The following is a 17,263-nucleotide window of genomic DNA, read 5'->3' as shown; positions in this document are numbered from 1 at the left end:
TCGCACAGCAGCGCCCGCCGGCACCGCCGACGGGCGCTTTGCTACCTAGTCATTGGGGACGTTCTTAAATGACTAGCTGGATGGGATCGGGGTTGGAGCTGGGGAGGTAGCGGATTTCTAGTTCTATGCCGAGCGCTTGCAGCTCTTTGAGGGCAGCGACGTCTGCATCGTCTATGGCGACTGCGGGTGTTGCGGGACGCTTTCCCTCCCCTGCCTGCATATGGCCAATGCTGATCTTGGTTATTGGCACACCACCCTTAACCAGCGCGAGCGCATCGGCGGGTGAGGCCACCATAATCAGGATCCATTGACGTGGCGTTGCGGTATGAATGATGTCGATGGTCCTTTGCACCGAGAAAAACCGCGTCCACACGCCCTCGGGCGCCGCGACCCTCATAGGCGCCCACTTGCGCGAATCCGCCGCAATCTCGTCGTTAACGATCAGGACGAGGTTGGAACCCACGGCTTCGTTCCACAGCCCAACGTCTTGCCCGTAAATGAAACGGTCGTCGATGCGTGTGAGAAGAATCTTGGGTTGAGCCATCGCTGCCCCATTCTGTTTGAGACCCGTAAGAGCAAGACATCGCGTCTCCAATATTAGTGCATTTAAAGTGAGAAAAGCCGTCAGAGCCCTTGCGCGGACGTGCGATGTCCCGTATCATAGACAGCCGTTGACGCCTCAGTTGCGTCATCACATGGCCGCCAGCGTAGCTCAGTTGGTAGAGCACCGCTCTCGTAAAGCGGGGGTCACCGGTTCGAGCCCGGTCGCTGGCTCCATTACACAAGATAGCCGCCTTCGGGCGGCTTTTTTGTTGCCGATTTTGAGTGCGTGCGCGCCAATCCAAACATCGCCACGTCAACGGCGGCCCACTCGGTGGACTTCGGGTTTAATGCTTAGGGGCGGGGATTTACCAAAGTGAAATCTTAATGAAAAGAAACCCAGCTGCAACAATTGCCATGGTGAGGGCTCAAATTGGCCATATAGATCTAAAATAGTCACAATATACAAATGTCGAGAGATATTGGCGATATAGATGAAAAGAACTAAGGGTTTTCTTTTGCTGGTATTGATGCTGCTCGGACTGTTCTGCCTGAGTGGCCCTTCTTGGGCCAAGGCTGCCTGTCCTGAAGGTGAGCCTTAGCAGTCTTATACGGGCAGCCTGCTGATAACTGCTAAGGAGGGCGATGCCGACTCTCAGTCTGGGGTAAATCCCCTTGCCACTTTTGAGGGGGACGGCGGAACGGTCAAGCTTGACCATATTGGTAGCGGGATTTTGAGGTGGCAAGTTCTTCCGGACAAAATTGCGAACGATCCCTTCTCTTTTGCTGGAACGATTTATCTATACAAGGTTGTGAGCGGAAAACAAAAATACGTCGATTGCTATCCGACAAACGGGTCTGGAATTGCATTCACCGGCATTTCGGGGCAGATTGATACACATGTACGAAAGGGAACCTAAGTGGTGCGTTGGGTTGGAGCTGCTGCAGGTCCGATACGGATTGCGGTCTTGCGCCCCGATGTCCAAATAGGTTTCTCTCTCTAGACGGGAAGTTGCTCATGGACGCCATATATGACGGAGATGACTGGGTCGATCATTATACTTGGCGCCTGGTCGGCTCGAACGACAATGGGGATGTGGTGTTTGATGGACTATGTCCAAAGCATCTCCATCCTTTTGTCTCGTCGTTAATTGAGAGTTCCGCTCGTGTTGCCCCCTACAGCTCGGCATCGCTTCATGATACGGACGTTTTGAAGACCATAAGGGAATCAATTGACGATGGCACGATGAGCGGCCCGCTGTTTTCTCGGCTTGTGGGGCTAGATGAGATTGGCTCGAAACGACTGCTTGCGGGCGAAAAAGTGGAACTCACTTATCGGTCGATGATTTCAATCCTGCGGCTAGCCGATGTTCTTCGCAAATAAATGAGGCTTCCCTATTCAAAAACAGAAAACCCCGCCAAACGTGATTTCCCTAGGGAAAACCCGTTTGGCGGGGTCCTAGCGTGATTTCCCTAGGGGAATCACGCCATCAGACGAACAGCTCAGCCGAGCAGCTCGCTACTCCTCCCAGTAGGCGTCGGCAAGCAACTTAAAGCAGATCTTCTTGACCGGCTGTGCGCCATCTCCCGGGAACTCGAGCGTGGGCATGTGGGGCTCGCCGGCAACGAACAGCGCGAATTTGTCGTCGGCAAGATCGCCGGCGATCGAGGCGTCGGAATCGACCAGGTCGTAGTCGTCCTTCTCGTCAAACTCCTGGACCAGCGTCAGGCTGCCCGTGGCAACCTTAAAGGCCTCACGACCCTCGACGTCAATCTGCAAGTCGTGATAGCGCTGATGCGTCTCGTAGTGAGCCTCGGCCTCGGGACGCGTCGTGGGAGCCATGACGTTCGCAAAGACCTTGTCGCCCAGAATCGGATGGCTGCCGACCTCGAGCTGTGCCGGGTCGTTCTCCTCGAGCCAGTCGATCAGCACGTCGAGGCCCTTGAGCATTCCGCGGTATTCCTCGATATCGCCCAATGCACCGTAAATCATCTAAATCCCCTCTCGGATCGTTTATTTGGCAGCTACTCGGTAAATGCATTACCGACGCTGTTGCCACCCACATACGCCTCGACCAGGGTAAGGTCGGGATTGAACACGACAAACTCGGCGTCGCGCCCCGGCATAATGCTACCGCACTTGTCGTCGACTCTAACCACAAGCAAGCAACCGATGCCGGGGGCGGCGCACAAGCTCCTACAGCTCGGTCACGACAACGCCGTTGTAAACCTCGTCCCAACGATCCATAACCAAGTGGCCAGTCATGGGATCCATGGCATTGAGCTTGCCGCAGGTGTTGGCAGTACGCAGCACCGTCTCGTCGTCCGCGCCAGCAGCAATGGCATGCGCGAAGCCAGCGATAGTGGAGTCACCAGAGCCCGTGGCGTTAACGGCAGGGATATCGGGCGTCTTTGCGCGGAACGCACGGCCATTGTGGAAGCCAACGGAGCCGGCAGCGCCCATGGACACGACGACCCAGGGGATATCGGAGAAGCGGGCATCAGAGGCGAGCGCGGCGCGGAGCTCGTCCACATCGTCGGTGGTAAAGCTCGTACCCAAAAGGCCGTTGATCTCGGTCAGGTTAGGCTTGACCAGCTCGGGCTTAATTTCGGACTTAAGGGCGGCCTCGAGCGAAGCACCCGAGGTATCGAGCAACACCTTGGCACCGGCGTTCTCGGCAATGCCCGTGATCTTGGCATAGTAGTCTGCCTCGACACCGCGGGGCAGCGAACCCGAGATGGTGACGACGTCGGCCTTGCTCGCAAGCTCGGTAAACTTGGCGGTAAAGGCATCGAGCTCCTCGGGGGCAATTGTCGGGCCGCTCTCGAGCAGCTCGGTCTGGTTGCCGGCATGAAGGATATTGAGGCAGATGCGGGTCTCGCCCTTGATGGGCACAAAGTCGTTGTTAATACCGTTGGCGTCCATGAGCTCAGCCATGTAAGCGCCCATGTGGCCGCCGAGCAGACCGGTTGCCACGACGTCGTCGCCCAGCTGACCCAGTACACGGGCCACGTTGAGACCCTTGCCGCCGGCGGTCTTTTCGGGCGTCACACGGTTAACGTCGTCGATAATGAGCTCATCGAGCTGATAGCGTGTATCGACGGACGGGTTCATCGTAACGGTGAGGATCATTTTTAGCTCCTTATCTCGCAGGCTCCTTGTGCCTCGCGATACGAGTCGACAAAACGGAATTACAGAATCTCAATCGTGAACGAGCGAACGATGGTCTCCTTGGGCTTGGCGACAAGGCAGCCACGCTTATGCTCAAGCACGTCGTCCTCATCGGAGCAGGTCGAAAGGCCGCCCCAAGGCTCAACTGCCACAAAATCACCCTCGGGCTTGCTCCACACAATGAGATATGGGAAGCCCTCAAAGCTCAGGCGAACGCCCTTGTCCTCGCCCTTTTTGGAAAGCGTGACCTGGCGGCTCTCGAGCACGTCAAAGATGGTCTCCGCAAAATCGAAGAGCTCGTGCGACAGGGGCAGCGTCTTTCCCACCATGGGGTTCTTGGAGCGCTTGTCCACGTCAATCAAGCCAGTCGAAGGGACAGCGGTGCAAAGCTCTGCAGCCTCTTCTTTCTCAAAGCGCAACTCGTAGTCCGTATAGGCCTCGCCCTCATCGAGCGGGCACCTAAAGCCGGGATGCCCACCGATAAAGAACGGCATGTCCTCGGTGCCCTCGTTGGTAACCTCATAGGAGACACGCACGGCGGCGTCCTCGAGCGTATAGCGGGCGACGAGCCTAAACGGATACGGATAATCGCTCAGCAGCGCGGCGTTATCCTCCGAAGCCAGGCACATAGCCAACTCGTTCTCGCCTTGGCTCAGCAGCTTCCACTCCTGCTTGCGCGCAAAGCCGTGGCGAGCGAGCTTTACATGATGCCCGGCAAACGTCATGGCGCTGTTGTCGCGCAAGCCTCCGCAAATCGGGAAGCAAATCGGCGCCTGGCCGGACCACACGGTGGGATCACCCTGCCACAAGTACTCGCGACCTCCGGCCTCAATCGAGGTAAACGAGCCACCAGCCGTGGAAACCTTAATAGAAATCGAATCGTTGGAGAGAGCGTATTCCATTACCCATCCTTTCGAACAACTGCTTTATTTCACGCAAGCGCCCGTTTCAATCCTAACCATAGAACAAACCCGCACGCTCATCGATGCGTCCGGTATCCCGGCCATGTAACGGGGTACCATACAGACATTGATGCAATTACAGCTGAAAGGCCTTCTTATGCGAACCATCATTCTTTATGCCTCACGCCACCACGGCAATACGAAAAAGCTCGTGGACGCCATCGTCGAGGCGCACCCCGAAATCGATACCCTCGACGTGAAAACACTCGGCAAAAACGAGTATCCCAACCTGCACGAATACCATCTGATTGGTGTCGCCACGGGCATCTATTACTCCGAGATCGACAAGGACATGGCACGCGTGCTCACTAACGTGTTGCAGCCGCAGGACAAGGTGTTTGGCCTTATGACCTACGGTGGCAAAAACAAGTGGTACGGCAAGGATATCGATGGCATCTGCCGCATGAGGCAGGCCATCTTTATGGGTGTCTACGGCTGCCCCGGCTTTGATACGTGGGGGCCGTTCAAACTCACCGGCGGTGTCCAAAAGGGGCACCCGACCGCTGAGGAAATTAAGGGTGCCGTCGACTTCTTCGACAAGATCGAAGACGAGTATGGAGACATCATCGTCGAAGAGTACGCCAAGCGCGAGAAGCGCCTAGCATACGAGAAGGAGCATCCTGCAGGAGGCCTGGTGGCCGGCGTTAAGCGTACGGCAAAGAAAATCGCTAGCAAGCTGTAGCTGTAAAGGTGCTTTTGAGCGTTTAACCCGTACGGCGGGTCCGAGCAGATTCGGGCCCGCCGTCTTTTTCTTTCGTTACTCGGTAAAGGCGTTGCCGACGCTCTGGCCGCCAACATACGTCTCGACGAGGGTGAGCTCATGGTCGAACACGACAAAGTCGGCGTCGCGACCCGGCATGATGCTGCCGCACTTATCCTCGATGTGCGCGGAGCGTGCCGGCACCTCGGTTGCCATGCGAATGGCGATATCGGCGCTGGCGATGCCCCAGTCGACGATGTTCTTGACGCCCTGGGCAAGCGTGAGCACCGAACCGGCAATGCTCTTGCCATCGGCGAGCCAGCACAGGTTGTCCTTCATGATGACGTCCATGCCGCCGCTGGTGTAGCTGCCCTCGGGCATGCCGCCGCAGCCCAGGCAGTCGGTGATGAGTACCGTGTGCTGCCAGCCCTTGGCCTGCAGCAGCGCCTTGATGGCGGCAGGGTTTACGTGCTTGCCGTCACAGATGATCTCGGCGTAGGTCTCGGGCGTGGACATGGCTGCACCCACGACACCGGGCTCACGGTGATGCAGCCCGCGCTGGCCGTTATAGGTATGCGTAAAGCAGCTGGCACCGGCGTTGATGGCGGCGATGCACTCATCGTAGGTGGCGTCGGAGTGACCGATGCTGGTCACCACACCCTTGGCGTTCAGAGCAGCCGCATAAGCAGCGGCGCCGTCGCGCTCGGCCGCCATGGCGCTCTTAACGATGCGACCGCCCGCAGCCTCCTGCCACTGATCAAAGACCTCCTCGGAGGGATCGATAAGATAAGCGGGGTTCTGCGCGCCCACGTGCTTCATGGTAAAGAAGGGGCCCTCCAGGTAGATGCCCTGAATGCGAGCACCGCAGAAGTCGGGGCCGCGACCCTCGTCCGCCTGAGCGATGGCGGCGCAGGCGTCCTTGATCTGCTCGACGCCATCGGTGAACGTCGTGGGTAGCCAGCTGGTGGTACCGCGACGGGCGAGCTCAGTCGAGCTGATATCGATACCCTCGGGGTCGTTATCGGTAGTTGAGTGGTTGTAGAAGCCATGGATGTGGGTATCGACCATACCCGGTGCGATCCACGATCCCGTGTAGTCCTTGATCTCGCAAGAGGGCTCGTCGGCCTGCCAGGCGCCAAAGACGCCATCCTCGACCATAAGATAGCCGCCCAGCTGCGGACCTGCCGGCAAGAAGAACTTGTCAGCCTTAATTGCGTACGTGCTCATATGCACTCCTTGCTTCTAAAGCAGTTGACTGTGGTGATGCTTATACCCGGTCCAAGTGAAAACAAAAAGCGCCCGCCCGCCGTTATGAGCGGACGGGCGCCCTTACAGGGGGGACGCGATTAAGCGGTGAAGGGGTGAATCGTCACGCCCTTAACCACGCGGTTGACCGTGCCGGTGGGGCTCGGCGTATCGGGCGTGTTGCCCACGCGCACGGAGTTGAGCAGGCTGATGGCCTGGGCAAACATCACGAACGGCAGGGCAAGGTAGCCCTCGGGGAGTACCTCATAGCCCTTAAAGGTGAAGGACTCGCCCTCGTAGACGGTAGCGCCATCCTGCTGAACGGCAACGGTGTGCTGAGCGATCTCGTCGCCACCGATCTCGTTGAGGATGTCGATATCGTACTGACGGGTGTAGGCATCGTTGTTGACGAACACGAACACGAGGGTCTTGTCGTCGACGAAGGACTTGGGTCCGTGACGATAACCCATAGAGGTGTCGTAGGAAGTAGCGACCAGACCGTGAGCGAGCTCGAGGATCTTGAGCTGGCTCTCCTGGGCAAGGCCACCGAAGGAGCCGGAACCCAAGTAGGTCACGCGGTTGAAGTCGCCAGCCAGGTAATCGGCAACCTCGGACTCGCGAGCGATGACCTCCTCGCCCATCTTGGCGATGGTCTCGACCCACTCGGCCTTCTGCTCGTCGGAAGCCTCGTCAAAGATGAGGGTAGAGAGCAGGGTCATGCAGGTGTAGGAACCGGTCATGGCGAAGCCCTTGTCGTTGGCGCGCGGGATGAGCAGCGTCAGCGCATTGGGGTCATCAGCGGACTCGACAGCGAGCTTGCCCTCGGGAGCGCAGGTGATGTTGAGGAACTTGACGTTGTGGACGAGCTCCTTGGCAACGGCGACGGCGGCAAGGCTCTCGGGGCTGTTGCCAGAGCGGGCAAAGGAAACCACGAGCGTGGGATCCTCGGCGCGCAGGAAGTCGCGCGGGGCGCTCACGATATCGGTCGTGGCGATGGGCTTAAAGTCGTAGAGATCAGTGTTGCCAGCGTGACGCAGGTACGGGGCGCAGGTATCGCCAACATAGTCGGACGTACCGGCACCGGTGAAGACAACGGACAGACGGCCCTCGCCCATAGCGCGAGCCTCAGCCAGAAAGGCCTCGATGGCCTCCTTGTTCTCGCGATAGATGTTGAGCGTATCACGCCAAAGCTCGGGCTGCTGAGCAATCTCGGCCGTGGTGATCTGGGCGCCGAGCTCGGTGAGCTCCTCGACACTCTTCTCGAACATTTCTAATACCTCTCTCTAGAAGTAATCCTCTGACGTGCAATTATACACTTCGGTTGGTTATCTGGTAGTAACCAGTTAAATACAAAGAATCATCATATGGAAACGGTGCAGACACTAATCGCTACGCTGGTGGTAAACCTTGTATTTAAACTGATCGGCACGAGCAACCGAGAGCGTATACTCCACAACCTCGTTTGACTCGTTATACGTAGTCCTAACCAAATCGAGCACAGGCGAGCCCTCGACGATTTCCAAAAGGTGGGCATCGGTGGGACGGGCTATGCTCGCATAGAACTCCTCTTCGGCCACGCGTATTTTTTGCTGAAAGTCTTGCTCAATCACATCGTAAAGCGGCTTACGCTCCAGCAGCGGTCGCTTTAGGGACAGAAATTGACGAACCGGTAGATAGCTACGTTCGACCATCATGGGCATGTTGTCGGCAGAACGAAGGCGCTTGAGCTTAAAAATGCGATCACCGATACGTAATCCCATATGCTCGGCCAGATTCTTATCGGCCTCCATCTCGCAAAAATCGAGAATCGTGGTCTCGGGGTCGCGACCCATCGCGCGCATCTGCTCGGTAAAGCTGTAGGACTGCATAAGATTGGTTGCCTTTGCCGAACGGTCGGTCACAAAGGTACCGCGACCGTGCTGCCGAACCACCAGTCCTAAACGCTCCAGTTCCTGCAGAGCCAGGCGTACCGTAGTGCGCGAGAGACCATAGCGCTCCGAAAGTTCGCGCTCGGAAGGAATCATGTCACCGGCGCGATATTCATGGTCAATCTTTTCGGTCAGAATATCGACCAGCTGATCGTACAGCGGTTGCTTGCGCGCTCCGATCGCCATCCTATCCTCCCTTTTGCTCAAACTAGGCTACTACCTTGGGTGTTTAGCATTATCTGTCTGCCACACCCGAATCATCAAGAAAACAAAAGCCGCGCGCTCTTTCGAGCACGCGGCTTTTAACATACACATGGCTTAAGGGGTCGGGGTGTGAGCCGCGTAGGGACACACCCCTCAAGCTAGAGCCTTACCAGATGCTCGGCCAGAGACCAAGCGGGCCAGCGCCCAGGATGCCAAGGACGAAGAGCAGGAGAATGCCCTTGGTCGGGGTCCAGCTGTGCTTAGCGAACATGTAGTAAAGCAGCAGCGTAAGCATAAGCGGGACGAGCTTCGGGACGATGGTGTTGAGGGTGTCGGCAACAGAGAAGTTGACCGGATCCTCGGTAACGGTGCCGTAGGTAACGGACTCCATGCCGTTGCCCAGATCGGTGACGCCGCACTCGACAGCGTTGCCGTCGGCATCGGAAGCGGTGAGGGCGTTGCCGTCCTCATCGGTCATGGCGATGGTACCGGCCTCAGCGGTCTCGGTATCGATGCCCTCCATACCGGTGAAGTTCTCGGCCTCCTTCTCGGAGACGATCACGGTAGTAGCGGAGAGGCCACGGGTGGTGCCGTTAGGGATCTGGAGGTTGATCTGGGTGCCACCCATGGTGACGACCAGGCAACCGACGACGAAGACGCCCATGATGGAAGCGGCACGCGTGAAGGCCTGCATGTTGGCGGTCAGAGCGTCAATAGCGCTGGTGCCAAGCTTGTAGGACCAGTTCATGAGCCAGAAGCGCAGAGCAAACTGGACGACGTTGAAGATCACCAGGAAGATGATCGGCGCAGCGGCGTTGCCGTTGATGGCCATGTTGGAGGTGATGCCGGCCGTGATAGGCACGAGCGTCAGCCAGAACAGGGCGTCACCGATACCACCGAGCGGGCCCATTGCGGCGACGCGGACGGCGCGGATCGTGGGGATGTCAACCTTGTTCTGCTCGAGCGAAAGCACGATGCCCATAACAAAGGTGACGAGGAACGGGTGAGTATTGAAGAACTCCAGGTTGTGGCTCATGGAAGCCGCGAGGTCGTTCTTGTTGGTGTGGATCTTCTCCAGACCGGGGATGATGGAGTAGAGCCAGCCAGCGGCCTGCATACGCTCGTAGTTGAACGAGGCCTGCAGGAAGCAGGAGCGCCAAGCCATCTTGTTGAGGGTCTTCTGGTCGAGCTGCGGAGCAGGAGTGAGATCCTCGTAGTGCTCCGGGATCACATACTCATTAGATGCCATCTTCGAAGTCACCTCCGTCAGAAACAGCTGCACCCTTCAGCTCGGTCTGCTGCTGGAAGTCCCAGAAAGCGATGCCAAAGCCGATGAGAGCGAGGATGAGCAGAGCAGGGGTTGCCAGAGAATCGTTGGCAACGGTGATGAGCGCGAGGCCAAAGCCCATGAGGAAGAAGCCCCACATATCGCGGTTCATCATAACCTTGAGCAGGACGGCGAAGCCGACGAAGCGCATCATGCCGCCTGCAGCGGAGAGACCGGTCTGCAGCCAAGTCGGGATGGCGGAAGCGATGGTCTGACCGATGGTGGCGCCAGCGATGAAGAACAGGGTGACGACGACAGCGAAGATCAGGCCGAGCAGAGCCATGGCGAAGTAGTTCAGACGCTCGATACCCTTGGTGTCAGCGTTGTGAGCCATGTTGTCCGCGGAGGACATGAGCGGCGACATAAGCGTGAAGACCAGGGTAACGCCGAGCTGACCAAGCAGAGCGAACGGAATGGCAAGGCCGACTGCCGCGTTGGGCTCGAGGCCCGTAGCGATAGCGAGAATGGCTGCCATGATGCCGCCGATAACAGCGTTAGGCGGCTGAGCACCTCCGATCGGCATGTTGCCGATCGTCATGAGCTGATAAGTACCACCCACGAGAAGACCGGTGTTGAGGTCGCCAAGGATAAGACCGATGACGGCGCCGGTGACGATGGGCTGATAGAGAGACTCGAGGAAGTTAAACTGGTCGATTGCCGCGACAAACGTGACGATGAAGACCAGAGCGACCTGGAAGATCGTGTATTCCATCTTGCTCCTCCTTTCAAAATGTATGTACGCACTTTGGATTTCACGTACAGAATGTCAGGGTTTCACTCCTGACAACGTGGATCACGAGGATTACGAGAAGAGCTTGCTCGTGTCCTCAACAGGCGTGCTCGGAACGCGCCTGATCTCCAACTCCACCCCCAATTCCTGCAGCTCTTTAAACGCAGCGACATCCTCGTCGTTAACTGCGACGGAGGTGGCGACTTGGCGCTTTCCTTCCGACATGTGCATGTTGCCGATGTTTACCTTCTTTATAGGCACACCGCCCTTGACGAGCGTAAGCACGTCTTCCGGTGTTTCGGCCACGATGAAGATCTTCTGGCGCGGGCTCGCCTTGCCGATGACGTCGATGGTCTTCTGCAGGGAGAAGAAACGCGTAGCGACGCCGGTGGGAGCGGCCATCTTCATGAGGTTCTGACGCATGGTGTTGGTCGACACGTCGTCGTTGGCGACGAGGATGAGGTTGGAGCCCAGGGTGGAGTTCCACTGGGTAGCGACCTGACCATGGACCAGTCGGTTATCGATGCGGGTAAGAAGAATGTTGGGTTCTGCCATGTTGATCAGCTTCCTTTCGTTATTTGCTGACGACAGTTACTTGATCTCCTGAATCGCGTAACGCGAAACATCTACGACGGCTCCGGATCGGACTTTGATCTGGACCTTTTCGCCTTCGATGCCTTTGACGGTTCCGTAGATACCGCCGGCGAAAAGAACCTCCTGACCCGGCTTGAGCTCGGTGTGCAGCTCCTTGAAGTACTTCTGCTTCTTCTTCATGTTGATTTGCGACCAGATGGTGTAAATCAAACCCATGATGGCAAGCAGACCCAAAAGAGCGACCGAAGAGCTCAGGACGTTGGCTCCGAAATCGGCCATTAGATGCCGTCCTCGTCGCCGAAGATATCTTCCTCGTCGGAGCCGGCAACGGATGCGACCGTCTGGGCGGTGATGCCCGTCTGACCAACGGTCACGGCCTTCTCGCCAAGCTCGGCGAGCGTAGCATTGCCGCGAAGGAACAGAAGCTCAATAACCATGGGAAGGTTGGTGCCAGTCAGAACCTCGACGTTGTCGACATCCTGGGCAATCATCATCGACTGGTTGAACGGGGTGCCACCAAGCAGGTCGGTAAAGACGAGCACGCCATCGCACTCCTCGCGCATGGCGGTAATAGCGGCGCGGAGATCCTCACCGTAGGATGCAGCCTGGTCGCCCTCAAAAGGAACGACAGTAAAAGCGGGCTGGTCGCCGGCAACCATAGCGATAGCGCTTGCGAGGCCAGGTGCGAACTGTCCATGACCGGTAAGAATAAAGCCAACCATTCAAATTTCCCTTCCGAAGGTGTGTACGATACGAGTCCGATGTTTTCGGAAGCCAGCGGGCAGGTGCCCTTAAAGCTTCTTGGAAAGCGTTCTTTAAGACCAGTGGTCTCTCAACTGGTAGTAACCACGTGACGTGTTGTTGCCACTATATCACCACAGAAGAGGTCGCTTTCGCTGATTCACACAGTAAAACGTTTTTGCGCCGTTCACGGCGAAAAATCGACCGTTTACCGCTCGTTAACACTTCTACCTGCGGTTTTGTAATCGTTTTGAAATGCCTTGGCCAAAGATCGGAACTTTTTTCGTGTCTAAACAACGCAGGGTGGCTAAAAATGGCGTGAAGAAAAAATGCAGGTCATTGTGAAGATTTGTGAATTGGTCTTTTTGACTTAATACCAGTTAGAACCAGTTTCGATATTATCGGTGAACGGTAGTTTTTGACCGTTCACCGGTTATTTGCAATCGTTTACGGCCGTTTTCCCGGATGAATTGAGGATGCCCGATGAAGCACTTGCGCGGTTGCAGGATATTTCGATACTCGTCCATCCCCCGCGCGCCAAGCTCCCACTCCCTGAATGTGCCATAAGCTCTCGCTATTCGTCGTACAAATATTACTTACTCTATTATGTAATTGTTTATCGTTTGTCGTTAAGCATGTTATAAGATACAAGTATCATCCAAGACATTGGTTGGAGGAGCTATGATCCGCTGGAACGTATCCAAATCGAATGAAGCCATCGACCGTGAACAGGCAATAGCCAAACTGAGGAAGCTCACTCGCTACTGCAAATGGGGCACAATCTGCACCATCGTGGCGCTCGCTCTGGCACTCCTCGCAGTCATTGCAATCGAAGATCTAGTCATATTGCCTAGCCTCTCCCAAGGGTTCTGTCTCCAATCCGTAGAGCTTGAGGCTAGCGAAGGGCCAATTCTCGCTCTCGTCGGCACCAATGAACAGACTCCTCTTATGCTTGTCGCGCACGACGGTCATACTGCCATAGGGAGCGGCATGATGGCATGCCTCGCGCTTGCCATCGCGCTAAGCGCATACAGGTTTTTCTCCGCCATTGAAAAGGCGGGCAGGCCCTTTGACCTCGAATGCATTCGCATACTACGTCAAATAGGACATTTGTTCCTTATCGGCGGCGCTGCCGTGAAACTTTTTGGTGCCATAGTCACAGGGCTGATACTCTCAGGATTTGGCGGCAGCTTTACGGATGCACTTGGCGGGCAGCATCTCGACCTCTCTATGCTCTTTGCAGGCCTAATTATTAGCCTGATTGCTAGCATCTTCCAGTACGGGTGTATCCTGCAAAAACAAGATGACGAGTTGCTCTAGGGGGAATCCATGATTATTCTGCGGCTCGACCGCATGCTTGCCGAACGCAAGATTTCATCCAAAGAGCTTGCTGAACGCGTGGGTATCTCCCAGGTCAATATGTCGCGTATCAAGACGGGCAAGGTTTCTGCCGTGCGCTTTTCAACTCTTGACGCGATATGCCGGGCACTCGACTGCCAACCGGGCGATGTTCTGGAATACATACCTGACGATGAAGCCGATAGCCTCTTTGGGCTTAAAGATGAATAGCCATAATTAAGCCGCCAATCACGCCCTCAACGCAATAAGCCCGCTAGAACGACATCCGTTCTAGCGGGCTTAATCAGATATATCAGCTTCGCGCTCGGTAGCTCGGGCAAATCTTACGCAAACAGGCCGTAGATGCTGATGTTGGCCTTGGCGTACAGGCCGTTGGCATACTCGGTCCACTTGGAGCTGGCGCTCGAAGCCTGCGAAGAATACTGCTGGTAAGCAGTGTAATAGGCAGTCATGGCCTGCTTATAGGTGGCGCTATCGGCGGTAAAGGCATCGTCGGCGAAGGCCTTAGCATAGGTGCTGTCGGCGTCCTTCCAGGTGCCCTTCGAGCTATCCCACTCGTCGCCGGCAAGTTTGATGATGTAGTCGGCGTAGTCCTTGCTCGCGGTCTCCTCGTTGCCGTCAGCAGGCTCGGTCGGGGCGGTCGGCATGCTTGCAGAGCTATCGCCCACCTTCTTCTTGTAGAGCTTTTGCAGCGTCGCGGACTGACGGACGATCTGCTTGGCCTGGTCCTTGGACACGCCGTACTGCGTGGCCATGGTCTTGTAGTCCGAAGTGCCGATGGAATCCTCGGCGTACTTCTTCATCTCCTTAGAAGAGACGGTAATGCCCTCGTCCTCGGCAGCGTCGAGCAGGATCTTGTTGCGCACATAGGACAGGATGACGTCGGCAGAAGGAGCGGTGTAGTTGCCATCGCTATCCTTGACGGTATCGAGGCTGTACTGGCTCTCGATGGCCTCGCGCGCGGTGATGTCGCTCTTCTTGCCGTTGTAGCTGTAGCTCGCCACGGTCGAATCGAGCTGGTCCTCGGTCAGGGTCGCCGAGCCGACGCCCTTGCCGCCAAAACCACCGTTGCCAATAAAGAAGCCGACCACGGCAGCGATCACGACTGCAACTACAAAGGCGGCAATCATCGTCTTCTTGTGCTTGCAAGCGTGGTCGTCCACGTCGGAGTCGCTGTCCTCATCCTGCTCCTCGGGCATGAGGTTCTCGTCAGCGGCATCCGCGGCAATCCGAGCCTCCAGTCGGGCGTCCTCCTCCTCGGCCGTCGTGCCGGCGGCAATGTGCTCGGCAGACGTACCGGCGACCAGGTCGATCTTCTCGTCCTCGTCACCGTCGGGTCCTTCGCCGCGCTCGATGATCTGGATGCCGTCGATCTCGTCCTTCTTTTGAATCAGACCCATATCGGTTACTCCTTGTTAGGAAACATAGTCCCCAATAGAATACGCCCGACAGAGCGCCGGGCGTATTGATTCTTAGGTTATACGCAAACACTTAAGTACTATTTAGGCGTTTGCAGTGTGCATGCCTTAGGCCAGGTGCGCGATAACGGCATCGGCAAATGCCTGCGTACCCACAGCGCCCTCAACGGAGCCGGTCTGGGCACGACGCACGTCACCGGTAACCTGCTCGCCCTCGTCGAGCGTGGCAGAGACGGCGGCACGAATGCGATTGGCCGCGTCGTTCTCGCCTAGGTGATCGAGCATCATCGCGGCAGAGAGAATCTCGGCCGTGGGGTTGGCGATATCCTGACCAGCAATATCGGGAGCGGAGCCGTGCGTCGCCTCAAAGATGGCACAGTCGGCACCGATGTTGGAGCCGGGGGCCATCCCTAAGCCGCCCACCAGGCCGGCGCACAGGTCGCTCACGATGTCGCCGTACAGGTTGGGCAGCACCAGGACATCGAAGTCGTTGGGGTTCTGGACCAGGCCCATGCAGGTGGCGTCGACGATCTTGTCGTTGAACTCAATGTCGGGATAGTTGGCGGCCACCTCGCGCGCAACGCGCAGGAACAGGCCGTCGGTTGCCTTCATGATGTTGGCCTTGTGCACGGCCGTCACCTTTTTGCGACCGCAACGGCGGGCGTACTCAAAGGCGTACTCCACAATGCGGCGGCTCTTGGCGATGGAGATGGGTTTGATCGAGATGGCGGAATCCGCGGCGAAGGTCTTCTGGCCCGAGCGCTCGACGAGCTGCGAAAGCTCCTCGACCTCGGCAGCGCCCTCATCGAACTCGATACCGGCGTAGAGGTCCTCGGTGTTCTCGCGCACGATGACCAGGTCGACGTCACGGAAGCGCGAGCCGTCGCCCGGCTGCGACAGGCAGGGGCGCACGCAGGCGTACAGATCGAAGTGCTTACGCAGAGCAACATTGACGCTGCGGAAACCCGTGCCGACCGGCGTGGTGATGGGCCCCTTGATGGCGACCTTAGTCTCGGCAACCGCATCGAGCACATGTTGGGGCAGCGGCGTGCCAAACTCGTCCATGACGCCGGCGCCGGCCTCCTGGACATTCCAGTTAATCTGGACACCGGTGGCCTCGACCACGCGGCGCATGGCCTGCGTAATCTCGGGACCGATACCGTCACCGGGAATCAGGACTACATCGTGCGCCATAATCTGTTACTCCTCGTCTTCGGCGTCGTCAGATTTTTTAACGCTAGCACGCTTCTTCTTTTTGGAGAGATCCAGGCCAAAACGTTTAACAAGCATTTCGCAAATCTCGCTCGAACGGGCCTTGAGATAGCTGCCCTTGCCGTTCTCGGCGTCGAACTTAAGGCGCAGTGCAAGCTTCTCGGCGACCTCGGCGTCGATCTCGCCCTGGCCAAACTCGTACAGGCAACCGAGCATGTCGCGATACTCGAGGTCGCCGTGGTAGCACTGGATGGCCTCGTCCAGGATGGGCCAAGCTTCGCGCGAACGCTCGACGCTCGTGGCGCCCCACACGCACAGCAGGCGGAAGGCGGCATAGCGCAGCGTGGAGGAGATCTCGTCGAACAGCGCGGTCTCGGCGCCCTCAAAGGCATCGCCCAGCTGCTCGGGGCAGGTGGTGGCGAGCGCCGCCAGGGCATCGAGGGCCTCCCAGCGGGTCTGCGCCTCGGGGCGGTCGAGCGCCTCGATCAGCGCGGGCACGCAGGGCACGACGCGCTGCGGATCGCGCTCGGCAAGCAGGTGCAGCACGCGGGCAGCAAACTGGCGGATGCGGCGCGTGGGGCAGCCGAGCTCCTTGACCAGGCGGTCGACGGCGTTCTCGTTCTCCTCTGCCAGCTGGAGCTGTGCCAGCTCCTCGTCGGTGAGCTGTTCGTCTTTGTTTTCTGCCATAGTTACCTCTTCTTACTATTTCTTAGCGTGCTTGCCAGCACCCTTGCTGTCATCGGTGACCGAGATGAGCTGTCGGTCGGCCGCGCCATTGCGACGCGCGCGGCGGCGTTCCTCAGCGTCGCCCGCGTCGGCGGCGGCGCGATGAGCCTTGTTGACGTTAAAGACCTCGTCGTGCTTGCGCCACGGACCGACGGACTCGCCAAAGCTCATCTTAAGACCGGCGATAAAGCCGCCGAGCCAGCCGATCGGCGCAAACTGCACCAGCGGGAACAGCGAGAACACCCAGGTCAGCAGGACGACTGCCGCCGCTCCTGCAAAGTTGGCAATCCAGTAGTCGCGCTTGGTGATCACGCGCTTTTCGCACGCCCACTGGCCGCACAAAAAGCCAATGTAGATCGCAAAGAGAAAGAGCACCAGCGCTAGTACCACGAACGTCCAGCTCAT

The 17,263-nt window shown here is 57.5% G+C and carries 20 protein-coding genes and 1 tRNA gene; 5 read left to right on the top strand and 16 right to left on the bottom strand.

Annotated features, from left to right (window positions below; all coding sequences use genetic code 11):
• Window positions 1-64 precede the first annotated feature (64 nt).
• Complete coding sequence (locus tag DXD16_RS01725; RefSeq protein WP_117654928.1) at window positions 65-544, bottom strand: PTS sugar transporter subunit IIB; 480 nt, start codon at window positions 542-544, stop codon at window positions 65-67.
• Between the two features lie 157 nt (window positions 545-701).
• Between DXD16_RS01725 and DXD16_RS01720 the strand changes: the two genes are divergently transcribed.
• Window positions 702-777: transfer RNA gene (locus DXD16_RS01720), tRNA-Thr, on the top strand.
• A gap of 781 nt (window positions 778-1,558) precedes the next feature.
• The gene (locus DXD16_RS01715) at window positions 1,559-1,924 is read left to right on the top strand and encodes a hypothetical protein (protein WP_117564756.1); all 366 of its coding nucleotides are present in this window, start codon (window positions 1,559-1,561) and stop codon (window positions 1,922-1,924) included.
• A gap of 135 nt (window positions 1,925-2,059) precedes the next feature.
• Here DXD16_RS01715 and DXD16_RS01710 read toward each other — a convergent pair whose 3' ends face one another.
• From DXD16_RS01710 to DXD16_RS01695, 3 genes are all read right to left on the bottom strand, one after another.
• Entirely contained in the window at window positions 2,060-2,533 is a 474-nt protein-coding gene (locus DXD16_RS01710; RefSeq protein ID WP_117654927.1) for a YhcH/YjgK/YiaL family protein, read from the bottom strand.
• 204 nt (window positions 2,534-2,737) lie between these two features.
• Complete coding sequence (locus DXD16_RS01700) at window positions 2,738-3,673, bottom strand: hexose kinase (RefSeq protein WP_117654926.1); 936 nt, start codon at window positions 3,671-3,673, stop codon at window positions 2,738-2,740.
• A gap of 59 nt (window positions 3,674-3,732) precedes the next feature.
• Window positions 3,733-4,614 (bottom strand): aldose 1-epimerase family protein, encoded by an 882-nt coding sequence (locus DXD16_RS01695; RefSeq protein ID WP_117654925.1) that lies wholly within the window; start codon window positions 4,612-4,614, stop codon window positions 3,733-3,735.
• A gap of 157 nt (window positions 4,615-4,771) precedes the next feature.
• Here DXD16_RS01695 and DXD16_RS01690 point away from each other — a divergent pair, with 157 nt between their 5' ends.
• Window positions 4,772-5,356: a hypothetical protein gene (locus DXD16_RS01690; RefSeq protein WP_089572399.1), complete on the top strand. Its 585-nt coding sequence runs from the start codon at window positions 4,772-4,774 to the stop codon at window positions 5,354-5,356.
• Window positions 5,357-5,431: 75 nt separating this feature from the next.
• Here the strand turns inward: DXD16_RS01690 and nagA are convergent, their stop codons facing one another.
• From nagA to DXD16_RS01650, 8 genes are all read right to left on the bottom strand, one after another.
• Entirely contained in the window at window positions 5,432-6,601 is a 1,170-nt protein-coding gene (nagA, locus tag DXD16_RS01685) for an N-acetylglucosamine-6-phosphate deacetylase (RefSeq protein ID WP_022094606.1), read from the bottom strand.
• 119 nt (window positions 6,602-6,720) lie between these two features.
• Complete coding sequence (locus tag DXD16_RS01680; protein WP_117654924.1) at window positions 6,721-7,887, bottom strand: SIS domain-containing protein; 1,167 nt, start codon at window positions 7,885-7,887, stop codon at window positions 6,721-6,723.
• A gap of 114 nt (window positions 7,888-8,001) precedes the next feature.
• Window positions 8,002-8,733, bottom strand: coding sequence for a GntR family transcriptional regulator (locus tag DXD16_RS01675; protein ID WP_117583563.1), 732 nt, complete (start codon window positions 8,731-8,733; stop codon window positions 8,002-8,004).
• A gap of 184 nt (window positions 8,734-8,917) precedes the next feature.
• Window positions 8,918-10,000, bottom strand: coding sequence for a PTS system mannose/fructose/sorbose family transporter subunit IID (locus DXD16_RS01670; RefSeq protein ID WP_022094609.1), 1,083 nt, complete (start codon window positions 9,998-10,000; stop codon window positions 8,918-8,920).
• The gene (locus DXD16_RS01665; protein ID WP_035137676.1) at window positions 9,990-10,790 is read right to left on the bottom strand and encodes a PTS sugar transporter subunit IIC; all 801 of its coding nucleotides are present in this window, start codon (window positions 10,788-10,790) and stop codon (window positions 9,990-9,992) included. The genes DXD16_RS01670 and DXD16_RS01665 overlap by 11 nt, the downstream gene beginning before the upstream one ends.
• Window positions 10,791-10,880: 90 nt before the next feature.
• Window positions 10,881-11,363: a PTS N-acetylgalactosamine transporter subunit IIB gene (agaV, locus tag DXD16_RS01660; RefSeq protein ID WP_117640370.1), complete on the bottom strand. Its 483-nt coding sequence runs from the start codon at window positions 11,361-11,363 to the stop codon at window positions 10,881-10,883.
• Window positions 11,364-11,399: 36 nt separating this feature from the next.
• The gene (gene yajC / locus DXD16_RS01655) at window positions 11,400-11,681 is read right to left on the bottom strand and encodes a preprotein translocase subunit YajC (RefSeq protein ID WP_117654923.1); all 282 of its coding nucleotides are present in this window, start codon (window positions 11,679-11,681) and stop codon (window positions 11,400-11,402) included.
• Entirely contained in the window at window positions 11,681-12,124 is a 444-nt protein-coding gene (locus DXD16_RS01650) for a PTS fructose transporter subunit IIA (RefSeq protein ID WP_117654922.1), read from the bottom strand. The genes yajC and DXD16_RS01650 overlap by 1 nt, the downstream gene beginning before the upstream one ends.
• Before the next feature lie 700 nt (window positions 12,125-12,824).
• Between DXD16_RS01650 and DXD16_RS01645 the strand changes: the two genes are divergently transcribed.
• Together DXD16_RS01645 and DXD16_RS01640 are read left to right on the top strand one after the other, a co-directional pair.
• Window positions 12,825-13,463: a DUF2975 domain-containing protein gene (locus DXD16_RS01645; RefSeq protein WP_117654921.1), complete on the top strand. Its 639-nt coding sequence runs from the start codon at window positions 12,825-12,827 to the stop codon at window positions 13,461-13,463.
• Window positions 13,464-13,472: 9 nt separating this feature from the next.
• The gene (locus DXD16_RS01640) at window positions 13,473-13,712 is read left to right on the top strand and encodes a helix-turn-helix transcriptional regulator (protein ID WP_117654920.1); all 240 of its coding nucleotides are present in this window, start codon (window positions 13,473-13,475) and stop codon (window positions 13,710-13,712) included.
• 113 nt (window positions 13,713-13,825) lie between these two features.
• On the opposite strand, the gene DXD16_RS01635 is transcribed toward DXD16_RS01640, so the two are convergent.
• The 4 genes from DXD16_RS01635 to DXD16_RS01620 form a co-directional block, all read right to left on the bottom strand.
• Window positions 13,826-14,902 (bottom strand): hypothetical protein, encoded by a 1,077-nt coding sequence (locus DXD16_RS01635; RefSeq protein ID WP_117654919.1) that lies wholly within the window; start codon window positions 14,900-14,902, stop codon window positions 13,826-13,828.
• 126 nt (window positions 14,903-15,028) lie between these two features.
• The gene (locus DXD16_RS01630) at window positions 15,029-16,114 is read right to left on the bottom strand and encodes an isocitrate/isopropylmalate dehydrogenase family protein (protein WP_022094615.1); all 1,086 of its coding nucleotides are present in this window, start codon (window positions 16,112-16,114) and stop codon (window positions 15,029-15,031) included.
• 6 nt (window positions 16,115-16,120) lie between these two features.
• Entirely contained in the window at window positions 16,121-16,819 is a 699-nt protein-coding gene (locus DXD16_RS01625; protein ID WP_117654918.1) for a hypothetical protein, read from the bottom strand.
• 15 nt (window positions 16,820-16,834) lie between these two features.
• The gene (locus DXD16_RS01620; protein WP_055310425.1) at window positions 16,835-17,263 is read right to left on the bottom strand and encodes a hypothetical protein; all 429 of its coding nucleotides are present in this window, start codon (window positions 17,261-17,263) and stop codon (window positions 16,835-16,837) included.

The sequence above is a fragment of the Collinsella sp. TF11-5AC genome, from assembly GCF_003436775.1.
Classification (GTDB): Bacteria; Actinomycetota; Coriobacteriia; order Coriobacteriales; family Coriobacteriaceae; genus Collinsella.
The sequence above is the reverse complement of the archived record's forward strand: the minus strand, read 5'-3'. Positions and strand labels throughout refer to the sequence as shown.